Annotated in this window: 14 protein-coding genes; 8 read left to right on the forward strand and 6 right to left on the reverse strand. The window is 35.6% G+C overall.

The window, feature by feature from the left end:
* Positions 1–10: 10 nt before the first annotated feature.
* The 6 genes from kdpB to B0I22_RS03635 all read left to right on the forward strand — a co-directional run bounded on the left by kdpB (position 11) and on the right by B0I22_RS03635 (position 7,217).
* Positions 11–2,050: a potassium-transporting ATPase subunit KdpB gene (gene kdpB / locus B0I22_RS03610; RefSeq protein WP_133943291.1), complete on the forward strand. Its 2,040-nt coding sequence runs from the start codon at positions 11–13 to the stop codon at positions 2,048–2,050.
* Positions 2,051–2,062: 12 nt separating this feature from the next.
* Entirely contained in the window at positions 2,063–2,623 is a 561-nt protein-coding gene (locus B0I22_RS03615) for a K(+)-transporting ATPase subunit C (RefSeq protein WP_133943292.1), read from the forward strand.
* A 19-nt stretch (positions 2,624–2,642) separates the two neighbouring features.
* Positions 2,643–3,722 carry a porin gene (locus B0I22_RS03620; RefSeq protein WP_133943293.1) on the forward strand — a complete coding sequence of 360 codons (1,080 nt, stop codon included), beginning with the start codon at positions 2,643–2,645 and terminating at the stop codon, positions 3,720–3,722.
* A 74-nt stretch (positions 3,723–3,796) separates the two neighbouring features.
* Positions 3,797–4,918, forward strand: coding sequence for a sensor protein KdpD (locus B0I22_RS03625; RefSeq protein ID WP_133943294.1), 1,122 nt, complete (start codon positions 3,797–3,799; stop codon positions 4,916–4,918).
* Between the two features lie 8 nt (positions 4,919–4,926).
* A complete protein-coding gene (locus B0I22_RS03630) occupies positions 4,927–6,648 on the forward strand; it encodes an ATP-binding protein (protein WP_133943295.1) in 1,722 nt (573 codons plus the stop codon).
* 269 nt (positions 6,649–6,917) lie between these two features.
* Positions 6,918–7,217: a hypothetical protein gene (locus tag B0I22_RS03635; protein ID WP_133943296.1), complete on the forward strand. Its 300-nt coding sequence runs from the start codon at positions 6,918–6,920 to the stop codon at positions 7,215–7,217.
* A 59-nt stretch (positions 7,218–7,276) separates the two neighbouring features.
* Here the strand turns inward: B0I22_RS03635 and B0I22_RS03640 are convergent, their stop codons facing one another.
* The 6 genes from B0I22_RS03640 to pelA all read right to left on the reverse strand — a co-directional run bounded on the left by B0I22_RS03640 (position 7,277) and on the right by pelA (position 13,890).
* Positions 7,277–7,822, reverse strand: coding sequence for a hypothetical protein (locus B0I22_RS03640; protein ID WP_133943297.1), 546 nt, complete (start codon positions 7,820–7,822; stop codon positions 7,277–7,279).
* An 89-nt stretch (positions 7,823–7,911) separates the two neighbouring features.
* A complete protein-coding gene (locus B0I22_RS03645; RefSeq protein ID WP_133943298.1) occupies positions 7,912–9,363 on the reverse strand; it encodes an LptF/LptG family permease in 1,452 nt (483 codons plus the stop codon).
* A gap of 108 nt (positions 9,364–9,471) precedes the next feature.
* The gene (locus B0I22_RS03650; protein WP_133943299.1) at positions 9,472–10,461 is read right to left on the reverse strand and encodes a WG repeat-containing protein; all 990 of its coding nucleotides are present in this window, start codon (positions 10,459–10,461) and stop codon (positions 9,472–9,474) included.
* Positions 10,462–10,557: 96 nt separating this feature from the next.
* Positions 10,558–12,183 carry an NADP-dependent glyceraldehyde-3-phosphate dehydrogenase gene (locus B0I22_RS03655; protein WP_133943300.1) on the reverse strand — a complete coding sequence of 542 codons (1,626 nt, stop codon included), beginning with the start codon at positions 12,181–12,183 and terminating at the stop codon, positions 10,558–10,560.
* 238 nt (positions 12,184–12,421) lie between these two features.
* Positions 12,422–12,811 (reverse strand): DoxX family protein, encoded by a 390-nt coding sequence (locus B0I22_RS03660; protein ID WP_034965509.1) that lies wholly within the window; start codon positions 12,809–12,811, stop codon positions 12,422–12,424.
* A gap of 59 nt (positions 12,812–12,870) precedes the next feature.
* Positions 12,871–13,890, reverse strand: a complete 1,020-nt coding sequence (gene pelA / locus B0I22_RS03665) for a pectate lyase (RefSeq protein ID WP_133943301.1) — start codon at positions 13,888–13,890, stop codon at positions 12,871–12,873.
* A gap of 393 nt (positions 13,891–14,283) precedes the next feature.
* On the opposite strand from pelA, the gene B0I22_RS03670 reads away from it, so the two are divergent.
* Both B0I22_RS03670 and B0I22_RS03675 read left to right on the forward strand, forming a co-directional pair.
* Positions 14,284–15,570, forward strand: coding sequence for an AAA family ATPase (locus B0I22_RS03670; RefSeq protein ID WP_133943302.1), 1,287 nt, complete (start codon positions 14,284–14,286; stop codon positions 15,568–15,570).
* Complete coding sequence (locus B0I22_RS03675) at positions 15,563–16,408, forward strand: DUF4435 domain-containing protein (RefSeq protein ID WP_133943303.1); 846 nt, start codon at positions 15,563–15,565, stop codon at positions 16,406–16,408. Before B0I22_RS03670 ends, B0I22_RS03675 begins: the two co-directional genes overlap by 8 nt.

Raw genomic sequence — 16,408 nt, forward strand, 5'->3', positions numbered from 1 at the left:
TTTATCAATAATGAAAGGAAATAACAACAATTTGTTTCAACCAGAACTCGTCAATGAGGCTTTGAAACAATCATTTATAAAACTAAATCCGTCCACAATGTTCCGAAATCCGGTGATGTTTATGGTTTGGGTTGGAACTATCGTAATGGCCGGCGTTTGCGTTTGGATTGCGATGGGAGAGATGAATCAAGGAAGTTTGATTTACAATATTATCGTAACAGCAATTCTGTTTATCACTTTATTGTTCGCCAATTTTGCTGAAGCTATCGCAGAAGCGAGAGGAAAAGCGCAGGCAGATTCACTCAGAAAAACAAGAGAAGAAACGCCTGCGAAATGGATAAAACCTGTTGGGGAGATTTTTAATGATGAAATTACTATCGTTCCATCATCTCAACTCAAAAAAGGCGATGTTTTTCTTTGTGAACCGGGCGATATTATTCCATCAGACGGAGAAATAATTGAAGGTTTGGCAACGATTGACGAAAGCGCCATTACCGGAGAAAGCGCACCTGTAATTCGTGAATCCGGAGGCGATAAAAGTAGTGTGACTGGTGGAACAAAAGTTTTATCTGACAGAATAAAAGTAAGAGTAACCACAGAACCGGGAGAAAGTTTTCTTGACAAGATGATTGCTCTGGTAGAAGGCGCTTCCAGACAAAAAACACCCAACGAAATTGCCTTAACGATTCTTTTGGCAGGATTCACATTAGTATTCATCATCGTTACGGTGACTTTGAAACCATTCGGAGATTATGCACATACACCAATTACGATTGCGGCTTTCATATCATTATTTGTTTGTCTGATTCCAACGACGATTGGTGGACTTTTATCAGCCATCGGAATTGCAGGAATGGACAGAGCTTTAAGAGCCAATGTCATTACAAAAAGTGGAAAAGCGGTAGAAACTGCCGGCGATATTGATGTTCTTTTATTGGATAAAACAGGAACAATTACCATCGGAAACAGAAAAGCGACCCATTTTCATTTGGCAAATGGCATTAATGAAAAACATTTTATAAAAGCTGTTGTATTAAGTTCTATGGCGGACGAAACACCGGAAGGAAAATCAATTATAGAATTAGCGGCCGTAAATCCTTTAAGCTACGAAATCAAAAATCCTGAATTCATCAATTTTACAGCAGAAACCAGAAGTTCAGGTGTAGATTATGAAAACATCAGAATCAGAAAAGGTGCGTCAGATTCCATCAAAAATATAGTGGAAAAAGCTGGTAATAAATTTCCAAAAGAAACCGAAGAAGCTGTAAGAAATATTTCTAGTAACGGAGGAACACCTTTAGTCGTTTCCGAAAACGAAAAAGTTTTAGGTGTTGTCGAACTTCAAGATATTATCAAACCTGGAATCCAGGAACGTTTTGAGAGACTGAGAAAAATGGGAATCAAAACCGTAATGGTAACAGGAGATAATCCTTTGACCGCAAAATACATTGCCGAAAAAGCTGGTGTTGATGATTTCATCGCCGAAGCAAAACCGGAAGATAAGATGAATTACATCAAAAAAGAACAGTCCGAAGGCAGATTGGTCGCAATGATGGGCGATGGAACCAATGATGCGCCGGCTCTTGCACAAGCCGATGTTGGTGTCGCAATGAACAGCGGAACTCAGGCTGCGAAAGAAGCTGGAAATATGGTGGATTTGGATAACGACCCAACTAAATTAATTGAAATCGTTGAAATCGGAAAGCAATTATTAATGACCAGAGGAACGCTCACCACATTCAGTATTGCGAATGATGTTGCGAAATATTTTGCGATTGTTCCGGCACTTTTTATCGCTTCGATTCCGGCATTGCAAGGTCTTAACATTATGAATCTTCATTCTCCAGAAACAGCCATTTTATCAGCGGTTATTTTCAATGCGATTATTATTCCGATGTTGATTCCGTTGGCTTTGAAAGGTGTTGCTTATAAACCAATTGGCGCCAGCGCATTGCTTAGAAGAAACCTTTTGATTTATGGGTTGGGAGGCGTTTTGATTCCTTTCATCGGCATAAAAATCATTGATTTAGTCGTGTCATTATTTTTTTAAAATTTTAATAAAATGAAACAAAATATATTACCAGCAATTAGACTTACGGCGGTTTGTCTCGTCTTCTTCGCAGGATTCTACACGCTTATTATTTTCGGAATCGCACAATTTACTCCAAACAATGGAAAAGGAGAAGTGTTGAATTTCAATAATAAAACATATTATTCGAATGTCGGACAGGCATTTACAAAAGACCAATATTTCTGGTCTCGTCCTTCGGCTGTAGATTACAACGCAGCTGGAGCAGCGGGAAGCAACAAAGGTCCATCGAATCCTGATTATCTGAAAACCGTTCAGGAAAGAATTGACAACTTCATCAAACATAATCCTGAAATTCAAAAATCTGAGATTCCATCGGAGATTGTAACTGCAAGTGGAAGCGGACTCGACCCAAATATTTCAGTTCAGGCAGCTAATGTTCAGACAAAAAGAATTGCCAAGATTAGAAATATTAATGAAGATAAAATCCAGAATCTAATCGCATCAAATACCGAAAAACCTTTCCTCGGATTATTCGGGACAGAGAAAATCAATGTTCTGAAACTCAACATTGCGCTTGACGGTTTGAAATAATATTAAAATTAATTTAAAAATGAAAAAAACTATACTGCTGGCGTTTTCAATGCTGGGATTATCAACGATGCTTTTTGCTCAAGAAGAAAACAAAGCTTTGAAAATTACAGGTTACGCAGAATTATATTATCAATTTGATGCTAATAATCCAAAGAATAATTCACGTCCTGGTTTTGTTTACAGCCACAATCGGAACAATGAAGTGAATCTGAATCTCGGATTTATTAAAGCCAATTATGAAACCGAAAAACTACGCGCAAACCTTGCTTTTGGAACCGGAACTTATATGAACGCCAATTATGCAGCAGAGCCTGATGTTTTGAAAAATATTTATGAAGCGAATGTTGGCGTTAAGATTTCAAAATCAAAAAACTTGTGGATTGCTGCCGGAATCTTGCCTTCTCACATCGGTTTTGAAAGTGCTGTCAGCAAAGATTGCTGGACTTTGACAAGAAGTATTTTGGCTGAAAATTCTCCTTATTACGAAAGCGGAGCCAAAATCTCTTACACAAGTGATAATGGAAAATGGTTCGTTAGTGGATTAGTTCTGAATGGTTGGCAAAGAATTCAACGAGTTGATGGGAATTCTACAGTTGCTTTTGGTCATCAGTTAACTTTCAAACCAATGGAAAAAATCACTTTGAATAGCAGTTCATTTATCGGAAATGATAAACCTGACAGTATTAAACAAATGCGTTATTTTCATAATCTGTATGGGATTTTTCAACTTTCGGATAAGTTGGCTTTGACGACAGGATTTGATATCGCAGCAGAACAGAAAATGAAAGGAAGTGAGCAATATAATGTCTGGTATTCGCCCGTAATTATTGCGAAATATAAAGTGACTGAAAAGTTGAGTTTTGCTGCAAGAGGCGAATATTATAGTGATAAAAAAGGAGTCATCATCGCCACAGAAACCGATAATGGTTTCCAGACTTTTGGATATTCTCTGAATGCAGATTATTGGATTCTTCCGAATCTGGTTTGGCGAACAGAAATCAAAAATCTGAATAGTAAAGACCAGATTTTCCTAAATAGGAATGATGTTTTTCAGAACAACAATTTTTCGGCAGTTACATCATTGGCCATTAGTTTTTAATAGTTTCCATATTAATGTCCCTTACCGAAAAATTTTGGTAAGGGATTTATTAACTTTGATAAAGATAATCTGTTATGGATGAGAAAAAATCTGCGCAGGACTTCCTCAATTTAATCAAAAAATCAAGACGGGGAAAATTCAAAATCTACATCGGGATGAGCGCTGGTGTGGGGAAAACTTATCGAATGCTTCAGGATGCACATTCACTTTTGTCAAACGGAATTGATGTGAAAATCGGATATATCGAGACTCACAATAGAAAAGAAACGCATGCTTTGGTGGAAGGACTTCCTGTGATTCCCAGAAGAACATTGTTTTACAAAGGAAAAGAGTTGGATGAGCTGGATGTTCAGGCGGTTATCAATCTTCGTCCGGAAGTCGTGATTGTAGATGAATTGGCTCATACAAACATCGAAGGTAGCAAAAACGAAAAACGCTGGCAGGATGTAATGGAAATTCTGGAATCTGGAATTAATGTGATTAGCGGAGTCAATATTCAACATATAGAAAGTCTGAATGAAGATGTGAAAGACATCACGAATATCGAAGTCAAAGAACGAATTCCAGACAGCGTTTTGGCTCAGGCAGATGAGGTTGTGAACATCGATTTGACGGCAGAAGAGTTGATTGACAGATTAAAAGCTGGAAAGATTTATGACCAATCTAAAATCAATTCTGCTCTAAGCAATTTTTTTAAAAGCGAAAATATCCTTCAACTTCGTGAACTGGCTTTGAAAGAAGTGGCTTCCCAGGTGCAACGGAAAGTGGAAACCGAAGTTTCGTCAATCAAAAATATCAGAAAAGAAAAGTTTCTCGCCTGCATCAGTTCGAATGAGAAAACGGCTAAAAATGTCATCAGAAAAGCGGCAAGATTAGCCAATTATTACAACAGCAAATGGTTTCTTTTGTATGTTCAAATCCCCAGAGAAAGTGCTGATAAAATTGCGCTGGATAAGCAGCGTCATCTCATTAATAACTTTAAATTAGCAACAGAATTGGGCGCAGAAATTATCAAAGTTGAAAACACCAATGTGACAAGGGCAATTATGGAACAATGTGAGGAAAGAAAAATTACGACTGTTTGCATCGGGAAACCGCATCTCAACCTTTGGAAAGTGATTGCTGCAACGGATACTTTCAATTCTTTGCTTAATAAATTATCGCAAGAAAATATAGACTTAGTTATATTAAGTTGAAATTAAAAATGAAGATTAAAACTAAATTAAACGCTGGCGTTGGGTTACTTTTCCTGATGATTTTGATATTGTCTGTTTTAAGCGGTTGGTACATCAATCAACTTAAAAAAGATACCAATAACATTCTGAAAGCCAATTACAATACGCTCGAATATTCCCGAAATATGCTTTTGGCTTTGGAAGAAATCAATTCTGACCCATTGGCTTTCAATGTGTTTGAAAAACATTTGGAAAAGCAGCAAAAAAACGTGACCGAACCTGGCGAAAAAGAAGCGACGGATAATGTCGCCATTCATTTTGATGCTTTGAAAAAACAATCTGGGAATGTAACTCTTCAATCATCAATTCGAAAAGATATTGCTGAATTGATGCAACTCAATATGAGTGCTATCGAACATAAAAGCAGCATTGCGGATTCTACGGCGAAAAGTGCAATAATGGCAATCTCTGTAACCGGAATGTTGTGCTTTATTATTGCCTTTATTTTATTGGTGAATCTGCCATCCAACATTGCAAATCCCATCAAAAGTTTAAGTGAAAGTATCAAGGAAATTGCGAATCAGAATTACAAGGAACGTGTCCATTTTGAAAGCAGAAGTGAGTTTGGAGAATTGGCAAAATCCTTCAACACAATGGCGGAAAAACTTCAGGAATATTCTGAAAGTAAGTTGGATAAAATCATCAGAGGCAAAAAACGAATCGAGACATTGATTGATAATATGCACGACCCAGTTATCGGAATTGATGAAGATAAAAAAGTGCTTTTTGTGAATGATGAAGCATTAAAAATCACAGGTCTTAGAAAGGAAAATTTTGTTGGAAAACTGATTCAGGATGTTGCTGTGACAAATGATTTAGTTAGAGATTTGATTAAAGAATTGATTCAGCCAGAAAATGTAAATCCAAATAATGAACCGATGAAAATCTATGCGGACGGAAAGGAAAGTTACTTTGAAAAAGAGATTGTCGATATTAATGTCATTCCGACTGGCGAGAAGGAAAGCCGTTTTATTGGTCAGGTGATAATGTTGAGGAATATTACACCTTTTAAAGAATTGGATTTGGCTAAAACCAATTTTTTGGGAACTGTTTCTCACGAGTTTAAAACACCAATTTCATCTATCCAAATGGGATTGCAACTTTTGGAAAATAACCAAATCGGAAATTTGAATGATGAACAAAAAAATTTGGTTAATGGCATCAAAGAAGATTCTAATCGACTATTAAAAATCACGGGCGAATTACTCAATATAACCCAAGTAGAAAGTGGTTTGATTCAGCTTAATAAAAAACTTTCTAACATTCAAAATATCATTGATTATGCCATTAATGCTAACAAATCGGCAGCGGAACAAAAACAAATTCAGATAAAAATCAATATACAAAACGGACTTACAAATGTCTTTGCTGATGCAGAAAAAACGTCTTGGGTTCTTAATAATTTGCTTTCAAACGCAATTCGATATTCCTATGAAAATTCCGAGATTGACATTGATGTTCGAAATGAAAATGATAAAATCAGATTTTCTGTAAAAGATTTTGGACGAGGCATTGAAGAACAATACTTGAATAAGATTTTCGATCAATATTTTAGAATTCCGGGAACAAAAAAAGAAGGAACAGGTTTGGGATTAAACATCAGTAAACAATTTGTGGAAGCGCAAGGCGGCGAGATTTATGTTAAAAGTGAACTCGGTAGTGGAAGTGAGTTTTCATTCACGCTAGAATAATTTTTTTTAATCAAAATTTGAAACTTGAAATTTCAAATAAATCAGTGTCAAAAGTGCTATTATGATCTCAGTCATAAAATAATTAGTCACATATTTTTTACTTTTACGGTACAATGAAACCAGAAATTTCATTTTTTCTCAAAAACTATGATTCTTTAGTTCTTCATTAGAATTAAAGAAAATTAGATTCTTATCAATCCACATTTCGGTTGTCTCTCAGAAAATGAGGGACAACCTTTATCTAAGATTCTAATTTAAAAATTAATAATATGAACCTTGCAAAATTACTACAATCTCTGAAGTCAGAAAGTTTTCTAAAAGTACAAAATGAGGGCGTCAAATTCGAAAAGGATGCAGAAATCTACGCCAAGGAAATCAATCAGAATATCTTTCTCACGTTTGTCATTCTCAAGGATTTGAAAATGAAAAAAATCTACGCCACAATCGCCAGTTTTGACAGCTTCGAAAGCATTGGCCGCAAAGATCCCATCCAGATGATGTTTCATATTAATATCAACAGGAAAGAGGATTTTCATTACTTCGAAAAGTACGTTAATATTTCGGTTTAGCATAAAAAAACCTCTGATAGAAAAGTCTGTCAGAGGTTTTTATTTAAAGTAAAAATTCACTACTTCACCTTTTCCAAAAGATACAATTTACCGCCGGAAAAAGCCAATTTTGGCATCAGGCTTCCTTCCAAAATCATTGTTTTGCTGTTGATGTCGATGATGGAAATGTAGTTGCTCGAGTTGTATTTGATATAATTTTCTTTCTCCTTAGTCAACGGGTTTTTCCCAAATTCGAAATCATATTTTTCCCAACTCAGTTTCTCTGTGCTGCAATGCACGGGTTTTAGTTTAGACTTTTTAGAATTGAAAATAATCTGGTCAAATCCCTCTACACATTCGCTGTCAAAAGAACTTTCTGGGTTTGGATCATTCGTAAAAGTTTCGAAAGAACCTTTGTAAACGCCAATCACTTTCCAAGTTCCGTCGATCCGGTCTTCGTCTATCTTTCCTTTGGCCTTGCTCACCGCCCAGCTTACACCTTTTACAGTTCCTTTCACGGTTTTGTAACCCAATTTGGCTACACCACCAACAACTTTGGTAGCAGTAGAAACAATGCAAGATTGCAAGACTGCCACGGTACAAACAGCGATAATTATTTTTTTCATAAATTTAGATTTCTACCACGAATTTAGCATTAAAATATGGTAATGTTTCTCTATTAATGTAAATTAATATCGTTTTTGATGAATGGAAATTATTGATAACGTTGATGCTCTTTCGGTTTGCTGAATTTATCAATAATTGGTTTAAACAGCGCTCGGTATTTTTCGATGTCAAATAGCTGAGAATCTGTTAAAGCTTTGTATGTCAACCAAATACTAAATGGAAATAAAATTAGATTCGGAATCCAAGTCGCCAGATAAGGATTGAGAGAGCCTTTCCAAGAGAGATTTTCCACTGTAAGATTCACCACGTAGAAAATGATGAAAATCACAATCGCAATAATCACCGGAAGTCCCATTCCGCCTTTTCGGATGATGGATCCAAGACTTGCACCAATCAAAAAGAAAATCATACACGTGAAGGAATAAGACACGATTCTTTGCTGATAGATCACGATTTTGTTATGTCCTTTTACGATTTCCCTTATGGCATTTTCATTAGATTCCATGCTGGTTTTCACAGTTTCGATTCTGTTGTAGGCTTCCCAGAGAACTTCCAGTTTCTTTTCTTTTTTTAAAGTGTCAATTTTATAAGGCTCGGTAATTTTCTCTTTGGATTTAATTTTATCGATGTATTGAACCTGATTATTGGTCTGAGAAAGCACAGGAGCTACGATAGAACCTAGATTTGTGACGTTTCCTTTTCTGTTTTTTACCAGTGTTTCATTCACTTCCGCATAGGTTTGGAAACGGTAATCGTCCGTAATTTTTTCTTTGTCTATCGCATTGTTAATGACTTCGCTAATATCGATATGGTAAACCAAGCTGTCAAATTTCACCGATTGATTGGGTTGTTTTTTTCGTTCTTCGTAAGGTTTGTTCGCAATATTATCTTCGAAAACATAACCATTGTAAAGAATTAACTTCAAGAAATTGGGATTTTCAGCTGTTGCAAATTTTCCTGTTTTTGCAACAACAGTCTGTTGATTGTCGTATGGACTTGCATTTTTGTGGAGAAAAACACCATCTAATTTATCGCCATTTATACCAGAAATTTTATCAAACTTAACAGAATAACCAGGCATTTGATCTATAAAAACGCCTGGTGTAAAGTTGATCGCAGGTTTAGAAGAGATGATATTGAACATCATATTCTTCGCTTTCCGCTGGAAATCCGGAATCACATTATTGGAAAACAGAAACAGAATGCCGGCAAGCATCCCAACCGTGATGAAGAGAGGCATCATCACCCGCACGAGTGAGATTCCTGCAGCCTTCATCGCAGCCAGCTCATATCTCTCTCCAAAATCCCCAAATGTCATAATCGAGGACAGGAGAATAGTAAGCGGCAAAACCATACTCACGACACTGATTCCCAGGTAAAAAAGGAATTTGGAAATCTCCCAGTAAGTCAATCCTTTCCCCGTCAGTTGCGACATTTGCGTCCAGATGATGTTCACAATAAAAATGAAGAACAGTACACTGAAGATAAAAAGGAAAGGACCAAAAAAGGTCTTTATGATGTATTTATCTAATTTTTTCAATTCAGAAATTTAAACCTCAAAAATACTGCAAAAAAAGCAATACTGAAATTGATTGGCGGATTTTAGGAAATATTTAGAATTGTTTTGTCATTATTGCAATCCGTTTATTTAATTATCAAACTCATAATCTACTTTGAAATACGATTTTCCGTTTTCGCCAATGTAAACATCGTCCGATTGATGATTCTTGTAATTATTAATTTTAGCCCGGAAAATCTCAAACTTTTTACCATCAATCGTCAAAGTCTTTGCAGGATTGAAAGAAGAAAATTTGTTTTCAATAGTAGTTCCGGAAGTGATGATGTAATAATGTGTGACACTTTTTTTGGAACTGGAGTTTTTATCTTTATAAGCGATGTAATTTTTCTGAATGTAAATTCTGTCGTACTCTTTGGCTGGAAAAATTACCTTTTTATCCTGATCGATCACATATTTTTCGGAGCCATTTTCTACTAGAATAATGTATTTTGAAATGCTTGGACTCCAAGTCACATTTTTATAAACCGCTTTTTCATCATTCAGTAGAAAAACAGAAATCTTGGGCAGGAAAACGCCCAAAGGTTTGCATTGACCTTCATCCGTTTTTGAGCATAATTCGTAGTGTGTATTATTGGCGGATACAACATTGATCTTGCCTTTTCCAGGATATTTTTTATTAAGCAAATCCAATACTTTTTCATTAGAATAAGAATGAGAAATGTCTTCATCTTTCACGATGTCAAGCGGACTATAATTTCCAGACCTGCTTTCCAAAGTTTTCTTTTGCGTCAATTGATAATTTTTGGAATAATAATGAACTTCTTTATCAGAAATATAAATCAAATATCCATTACTGGTTTCTGAAATAGGATTGATAGAAATGAACGGAATCACAAGTTTCAAATCTTTGTTCATCAAACCATATTTCCCATTTTCTTTGATTGCATAACCATTGGTTTTTGCGGAGAAAAATCGAGTTTCGTCGTATTTTGGTTCTAATAATAATTTGCCTTCGATATCGCAAAGTCCAAATTTTCCATTGTTGTTGAATGGAATTAAATGTTGAGCGGTGAGATCTAAATTAATCACAACGAAAATGATGAGATATTTGAATTTCATATTTGGGTTTGTTTTTTTATAAAATTAATCTTTTAAAATAAGAACACAAAAAAAACCTTCTGTGACGAAGGTTTCCATTAATGATATTAAATATTCTTAGAAAATATAATCCGTACTCAAAAAATTAGAATCGTGATCTCTGACAATCGTATTTAAAAGTTCTTTGTTCGAATCAGTTATTTTCGCTGCCACCAAAGATCGAATCGAGAAAGATCTCAAGGCATCAAAGACAGAAAGCGTTCCTTCCGCACTGTCTTTTCTTCCTGTGAATGGGAAAACGTCCGGACCTCTTTGCGCCTGACAATTGATGTTCACACGACTTACCAAATTTACAAAAGCATCAATCAGTTTAGAAACTTCCAAAGCGTCTTCACTGAAAATACTCACTTGCATTCCGTGCGAAGCATTCACTTGATAGTCAATTGGTTCTTCGATATCATCAAAAGGAACAACCGGAATCACGGGACCAAATTGCTCCTCGTGGTACAATTTCATATCGCTGTTCACAGGATAAACCACGGCTGGAAAAACGAATGATGCTTCGTTGTAACCACCGTTTTCGTTCAAGACTTTTGCACCTTTCTCCAAAGCGTCATCAATGCATTCTTTCAGATAAGGCGGTTTGTTGACTTCCGGAAGTGGCGTGATTTTCACATCTTTTTCCCAAGGCAAACCTGCTTTCAAAGCGGAAACAGCTTCTGTCAATTTCTTGGTGAATTCCTCAGCAACCTCTTTCTGAACGAAGATCAACTTCAAAGCGGTACATCTTTGTCCATTGAAGGAAAGTGCGCCCAGAATAATTTCGCTGACTGCAATATCGAGGTTGGCGTGTTTGGTAACGATGGCGGCGTTTTTCGCATCAAGACTTAAAATGGCTCTTAGTCTGTTGACTTTTGGATGAAGTTTCTTCAAACCATTTGCAACTTTGCTCGATCCGATAAATGCCAGAACATTCACTTTTCCACTTTCCATAATTGGCGTGATGATTTCGGCACCTTTTCCATAAAGCGTGTTTACTGTTCCTGCGGGAAATGCTTCTTGAAAAGCTTTCAATAATGGATAATGTGCAAGAACGCCGTGTTTCGGAAGTTTGAACAGGATTGTATTTCCCATAATCAAAGCAGGAATCAACGTTGTGAAAATCTCATTCAACGGATAATTGAAAGGTCCCATACTCAAAACCACGCCGAGTGGCGCTCTTCGGATCTGGGCAATCGTGCCTTCCGCCTGTTGGAATCTGGAAGACTCTCTGTCGAGTTCTTTCAAAGCGTCGATGGTTTGGTTGATGTAATCTACAGTTCTGTCAAATTCTTTGGTAGAATCGGGGAGGGTTTTGCCAATTTCCCACATCAGTAGTTTGATGACCAATTCCCGCTCTTTGATCATTAGATAGACAAACTTCTGCATACATTTGATCCTGCCTTCCACAGACATCGTTGGCCATTTGCCAAGTCCGTTGTCATAAGCTTTTACCGAGGCTTCCAAAACATCCATCGCATCTTGTGGACTGATGTTGGGGATGCTTCCAAGAAGTTTTCTTTCCAGTCCGTTTTCGGTTGGGATGCAGATTGGGGAATAGATTTCGGTAATTTCTCCATTCCATTGGACTAATTCTCCATTCAAAAGATATTCTCTTTGGTGAATGATGGGAACTTTATATTCTTCCGGGATTTCGTTTTCTGATTTGAACAAATGGTTGAAATTGGTTTGTACTGAACTCATAGTTTTTTATTTAATGTGAAATTAAATTCGATTTTTCGAAGTATAAATTTAGAGATAAAGATTGATTCTCAGCGCTTGTTAACATAGATTTATTCTATCCGAAAATCAAAAAAACTCAACAATAGCTGAGTTTTTATTTTAGTATATTGCAGATGCTTCGACTCCGCTCAGCATGACATTAAAGTAATCTTTTTAATAATTGTCAGTCTGAGCGGAGTCGAAGACCTTATGTGTAGAATCATTTACCATCCGTCGATTTCAAAGCCCAAGCAATCAACGCTGGTTGCATAAACAATCTTGCGAATCTCTTGTTATCTGTATTCAGTCCAAAGGCGTTTCTTCTTTCTTTGTATTGGGTGTAGTTTCCCGGGAAAACGGCAGTGAATAATCCTGCAGTGATTTTCCCGACAAGCGATTCGTATTTCTTGGGTGCTGTGATGACGGCGACGCCCATTGCGATTTCAACGATTCCTGAATAGACTACAGTGTCATCTTTTTCCAATGGCACCCATTCCGGAACTTGTGCCTGAAATTCTTTTCTTGCAAAGGTCAAATGTCCGATTCCAGCTGAGATCAGCATTGCGCCTAAGCCATATTTTGCGATGGTTTTGATTGTACTTGCTTCCATAATGAACGATTTTTATGGAAGAGGTTCAAGAATGATTCCAAATACAAATTCTTATCGAATTACTCCGCCAGTTTATTTTTCTCCAGCCATTTCGGGAATTCTTTGTCGATTAGTTTTTGAGGAGTGTCCACATACCAGCTGTAGCCGTTTCTTCTTTCTTCCGAGACGTCGTTGTAATTGTATTTGATGCTTCCATCGCGGTCTCCGAAGAGCGAACGGTTGTCATTCACATCATAGAATCTGGACCAGATCACCGAGTTCTTTTCTGGCGCCAATTTTCTCAATGCTTTCCCATTTTCCTTCGTCACTTCGTAACTGAAACCTTCGATCTTGTTTTGTTTGAACCATTGGATGGCGGACTTCACGGCGCGTTCTATCTCTGGCGTTACGGGTTGCATCATCAGGAATTTGATGATATTCACAGACTCTGCACTTGCCAGGGAAACGGGCTCAAATGCTCTGGCTTTTTCTGGAACAAGGGTGATCTCGTTGTATTGATCGCCCCAGATCGTGAGTTTTTCTTTTTGTAGAATCTGAGTTTTAAGAATACAATTGATGCCATTTTGGACGGCTAGTTTTGATTTGGTCTTCAGTTTTTCATCCACGACTTCGAAGCCGTTTTTGCCTTCTGCCACGTTGTAAAGAACCGTCAATGCGTTGATCATTGCGTTGTCGTTGTAAGTGATCTGCTTTCTGTACAGCGATCTGTTAGGATAATATTGTGGGAAACCGCCGTTTTTGTATTGCATCTGTAGCAAGTACGCAATTCCTTTTTCGGCTGACTTTAAGTAGCTTGGGTTCTTGGAGGTTTGGTAGGCATTGATGAGGATGTTGATCTCTTTGGTGGTCGCATTGTTGTCGATTGTGGCGTGGTCATCTCCGGTTTCCTTGATGCTGCGGGTGAGTTCTTTGCTGAGAGGGAGATCGTAGTTCACGGTAGATTTGTCCTCGAGGTGTTTTCCCCAACCGCCGTTTGGAAGTTGATAGACCAAAACCTTCTCCGCCAAAGTATCTTTTGTCTGCGCAGTACACGCCATTGTAAGGAAGCTGATCGCCAGTAACGCTATTTTAGATTTCATTATTTTAAATTTTGTGCAATCGGTTGCATAGCGCTAAGATAGAGATAATTGCTGATTTAGAAATGCGTGAATGATTGGTAGCTCAAAATTATTTTATGAGTATGGTAGAGTTCTGTGGATAAAGAAGGTTTAAGCTAAGTGGTTTTTGTCATTTTGACAGATTATTTTGAGAGACAGTTTCCGTTACATCGCTGTTACCTTTCCGTTACCTAAGTGTGTTTTTGTTAGCTTTTAGTTTTGGGTGGTTTTTGACAGTTTTGCAGAGTGGTTTTTTGATTTTTTTGTTGTTTACGGAAAACCGTAATTGTAAGTAGTTTAAGATAGCTATTTTTGTGATTTGAATATATAGAATTGTTTGTATTTTTGTGCAAATACCTATTAATTATAATTATTATGTATAAAATTAGAAAAGTAAAAGTTACTGGTTTTTGGAATAAATTTTCTATTGAAACGAACTTAGATGAAAATGTTAACATTTTTATAGGCAGAAACGGTACTGGAAAAACTACTTTTATAAACCTTATAGAAGCTGCTTTAAGCGTTAACCTAGAGAATTTAGTATCAACAAAGTTTGATGAATTAGTAATTCATTTGCAACAGGGAAAAAGCAACCGAAAAATTACTATTTCTAAAATAGAACATAATTTACAATACAAAGAACTACAATATAAAATTGGGACTAATGTTTTTAGAATTCCCATCTTAAGTACTAGAGAATTAAGAAGCTTAAATAGTGGTAGAGTTCATCCAAAATATTTACGTGAAAAATTCTCAATTAAGGATTCTTTGGAGCCCTTAGTTAATTTAACATATCTTTCGGTTAGTCGTGAAAAAATTTTTAATGACAGTATCGAAGAAAGAAATTCTAGCGAAATCTATAATGCAATAGATAATAGACTAGAGCAACTAATAAGTGATTTGACAGTATATCAGCTGGAATTAGAAACTGAGGTTAGTAAGCTATCTAAAAAATTCCAAGAAGATGTCTTGAAGATTATGCTTTTCGACGAAAATCTTGATTATATCGATATTACTAAACATATTGAAATTAATCTAGAAGAGATTCGACTTGGACTTTCAAAAGCATATTCTGTACTTGGAATTTTAGATTCGACAACAGAACAGAAAATTGAAATACATACTGAAGAGTTAAAGAAGTCAGTTGAAAAAATTAATTCTAGTTTAAAAAGTGAAAAAAATACGCCAATATTTCCTAATGATGTAACACCTTTAACTCTTGTTAAGCGTACAAAAAAAATAATAGATCTATCTTCTAAATTGGAAGATGATAAGAAAAAAGTTTTTTTTAGGGTTGATAATTACATAAATCTTCTTAATAAATTTCACTCTAATAAATACTTTTCTTTACAAGGAAGTAAAAAAGGAGCAATTGGAATTTTTAGTGATAATCAAAGTAGAATTGATTACTCTGATTTATCTTCCGGTGAAAAACAATTGCTAATACTATTGACAGAAACATTATTACAAAAGGAGAATAATTCAATTTTTATAGCGGATGAACCTGAACTTTCATTACACATAGAATGGCAACGAATGATAATTACGTCAATTAGAGATTTAAATCCAAATTCCCAAATAATTTTGGCAACCCATTCACCTGAGATAGTAGGTAGGAATTTTAGTAGTGTGATAAATATGGAAAAAATTATTAATGGATAATTTAGAATACTCAACAGCAGCGCTCGAGGCAAAAGCTCTGTTTTATAATAAAAAAGCCGTTCTATATGTTGAAGGGATTGATGATCCATTATTCTGGTATGAGTTTACTAGTAAATTGAGTCTCGATTTACATATCGAAGAAATTGGAGGGGGAGAAAATCTTGAAAAAATTATAGATAAAATAATTGAAGATGATGCTAGAATTTATGTTGCTCTAGATCGTGATTATTTGGATTTTTATGATGAAGAAGTTAAACAAAGATATATTCATGATAGGGTTTTGCTAACTTATGGACATTCCATAGAGAATACGTTATATAATTCAAAAATATTAAATGAAGTAATTAAAAGTTATGTTAGAGTAACTGATTTTGATAAAATTCAAGAAATTGAAGAATGTTTTCAAATGTTTGAACAGGATGTTAAAAATTTATTAATTTTTGATATATTATCTAATAAATTTAATTCATCAGTTAAAATTTTAGGAGATTCTTGTATGAGGCATTTGAAGAGTGCTAAATCATTAAATTTATGTCCTAACAAAATTTTAAGCTATATACAAGATTTACCAATCAATTATGCGAACGAATTAAAAATTGACATTGAAAATAAGATTGATAATTCGGACAAAACAATATCCCAGATTATTAAGGGACATTATCTCACGTCATTTGTTATAAACTTGATAAAAAGTTATATAAAGCGATTTAGAAATAAAGAAATTACTTTCAGTAATGATAATTTATATTCTTCAATTATAGATAAGATTTTTTTTATAGAAGACTTGGATGAATATAAACATTATTTGAATGAATGTAGTAAAATTAACTATGCATAA

Source organism: Epilithonimonas xixisoli (assembly GCF_004365655.1).
GTDB lineage: Bacteria > Bacteroidota > Bacteroidia > Flavobacteriales > Weeksellaceae > Epilithonimonas > Epilithonimonas xixisoli.

What these genes read in the sequence shown, in the direction of transcription:
- B0I22_RS03615 (WP_133943292.1), top strand. Translation starts at nt 2,063, where the DNA reads ATGAAACAAAATATATTACCAGCAATTAGACTTACGGCGGTTTGTCTC.
- pelA (WP_133943301.1), bottom strand. Translation starts at nt 13,890, where the DNA reads ATGAAATCTAAAATAGCGTTACTGGCGATCAGCTTCCTTACAATGGCG.
- B0I22_RS03670 (WP_133943302.1), top strand. Translation starts at nt 14,284, where the DNA reads ATGTATAAAATTAGAAAAGTAAAAGTTACTGGTTTTTGGAATAAATTT.
- B0I22_RS03630 (WP_133943295.1), top strand. Translation starts at nt 4,927, where the DNA reads ATGAAGATTAAAACTAAATTAAACGCTGGCGTTGGGTTACTTTTCCTG.
- B0I22_RS03660 (WP_034965509.1), bottom strand. Translation starts at nt 12,811, where the DNA reads ATGGAAGCAAGTACAATCAAAACCATCGCAAAATATGGCTTAGGCGCA.
- B0I22_RS03640 (WP_133943297.1), bottom strand. Translation starts at nt 7,822, where the DNA reads ATGAAAAAAATAATTATCGCTGTTTGTACCGTGGCAGTCTTGCAATCT.
- B0I22_RS03625 (WP_133943294.1), top strand. Translation starts at nt 3,797, where the DNA reads ATGGATGAGAAAAAATCTGCGCAGGACTTCCTCAATTTAATCAAAAAA.
- B0I22_RS03650 (WP_133943299.1), bottom strand. Translation starts at nt 10,461, where the DNA reads ATGAAATTCAAATATCTCATCATTTTCGTTGTGATTAATTTAGATCTC.
- B0I22_RS03620 (WP_133943293.1), top strand. Translation starts at nt 2,643, where the DNA reads ATGAAAAAAACTATACTGCTGGCGTTTTCAATGCTGGGATTATCAACG.
- B0I22_RS03635 (WP_133943296.1), top strand. Translation starts at nt 6,918, where the DNA reads ATGAACCTTGCAAAATTACTACAATCTCTGAAGTCAGAAAGTTTTCTA.
- kdpB (WP_133943291.1), top strand. Translation starts at nt 11, where the DNA reads ATGAAAGGAAATAACAACAATTTGTTTCAACCAGAACTCGTCAATGAG.
- B0I22_RS03655 (WP_133943300.1), bottom strand. Translation starts at nt 12,183, where the DNA reads ATGAGTTCAGTACAAACCAATTTCAACCATTTGTTCAAATCAGAAAAC.
- B0I22_RS03675 (WP_133943303.1), top strand. Translation starts at nt 15,563, where the DNA reads ATGGATAATTTAGAATACTCAACAGCAGCGCTCGAGGCAAAAGCTCTG.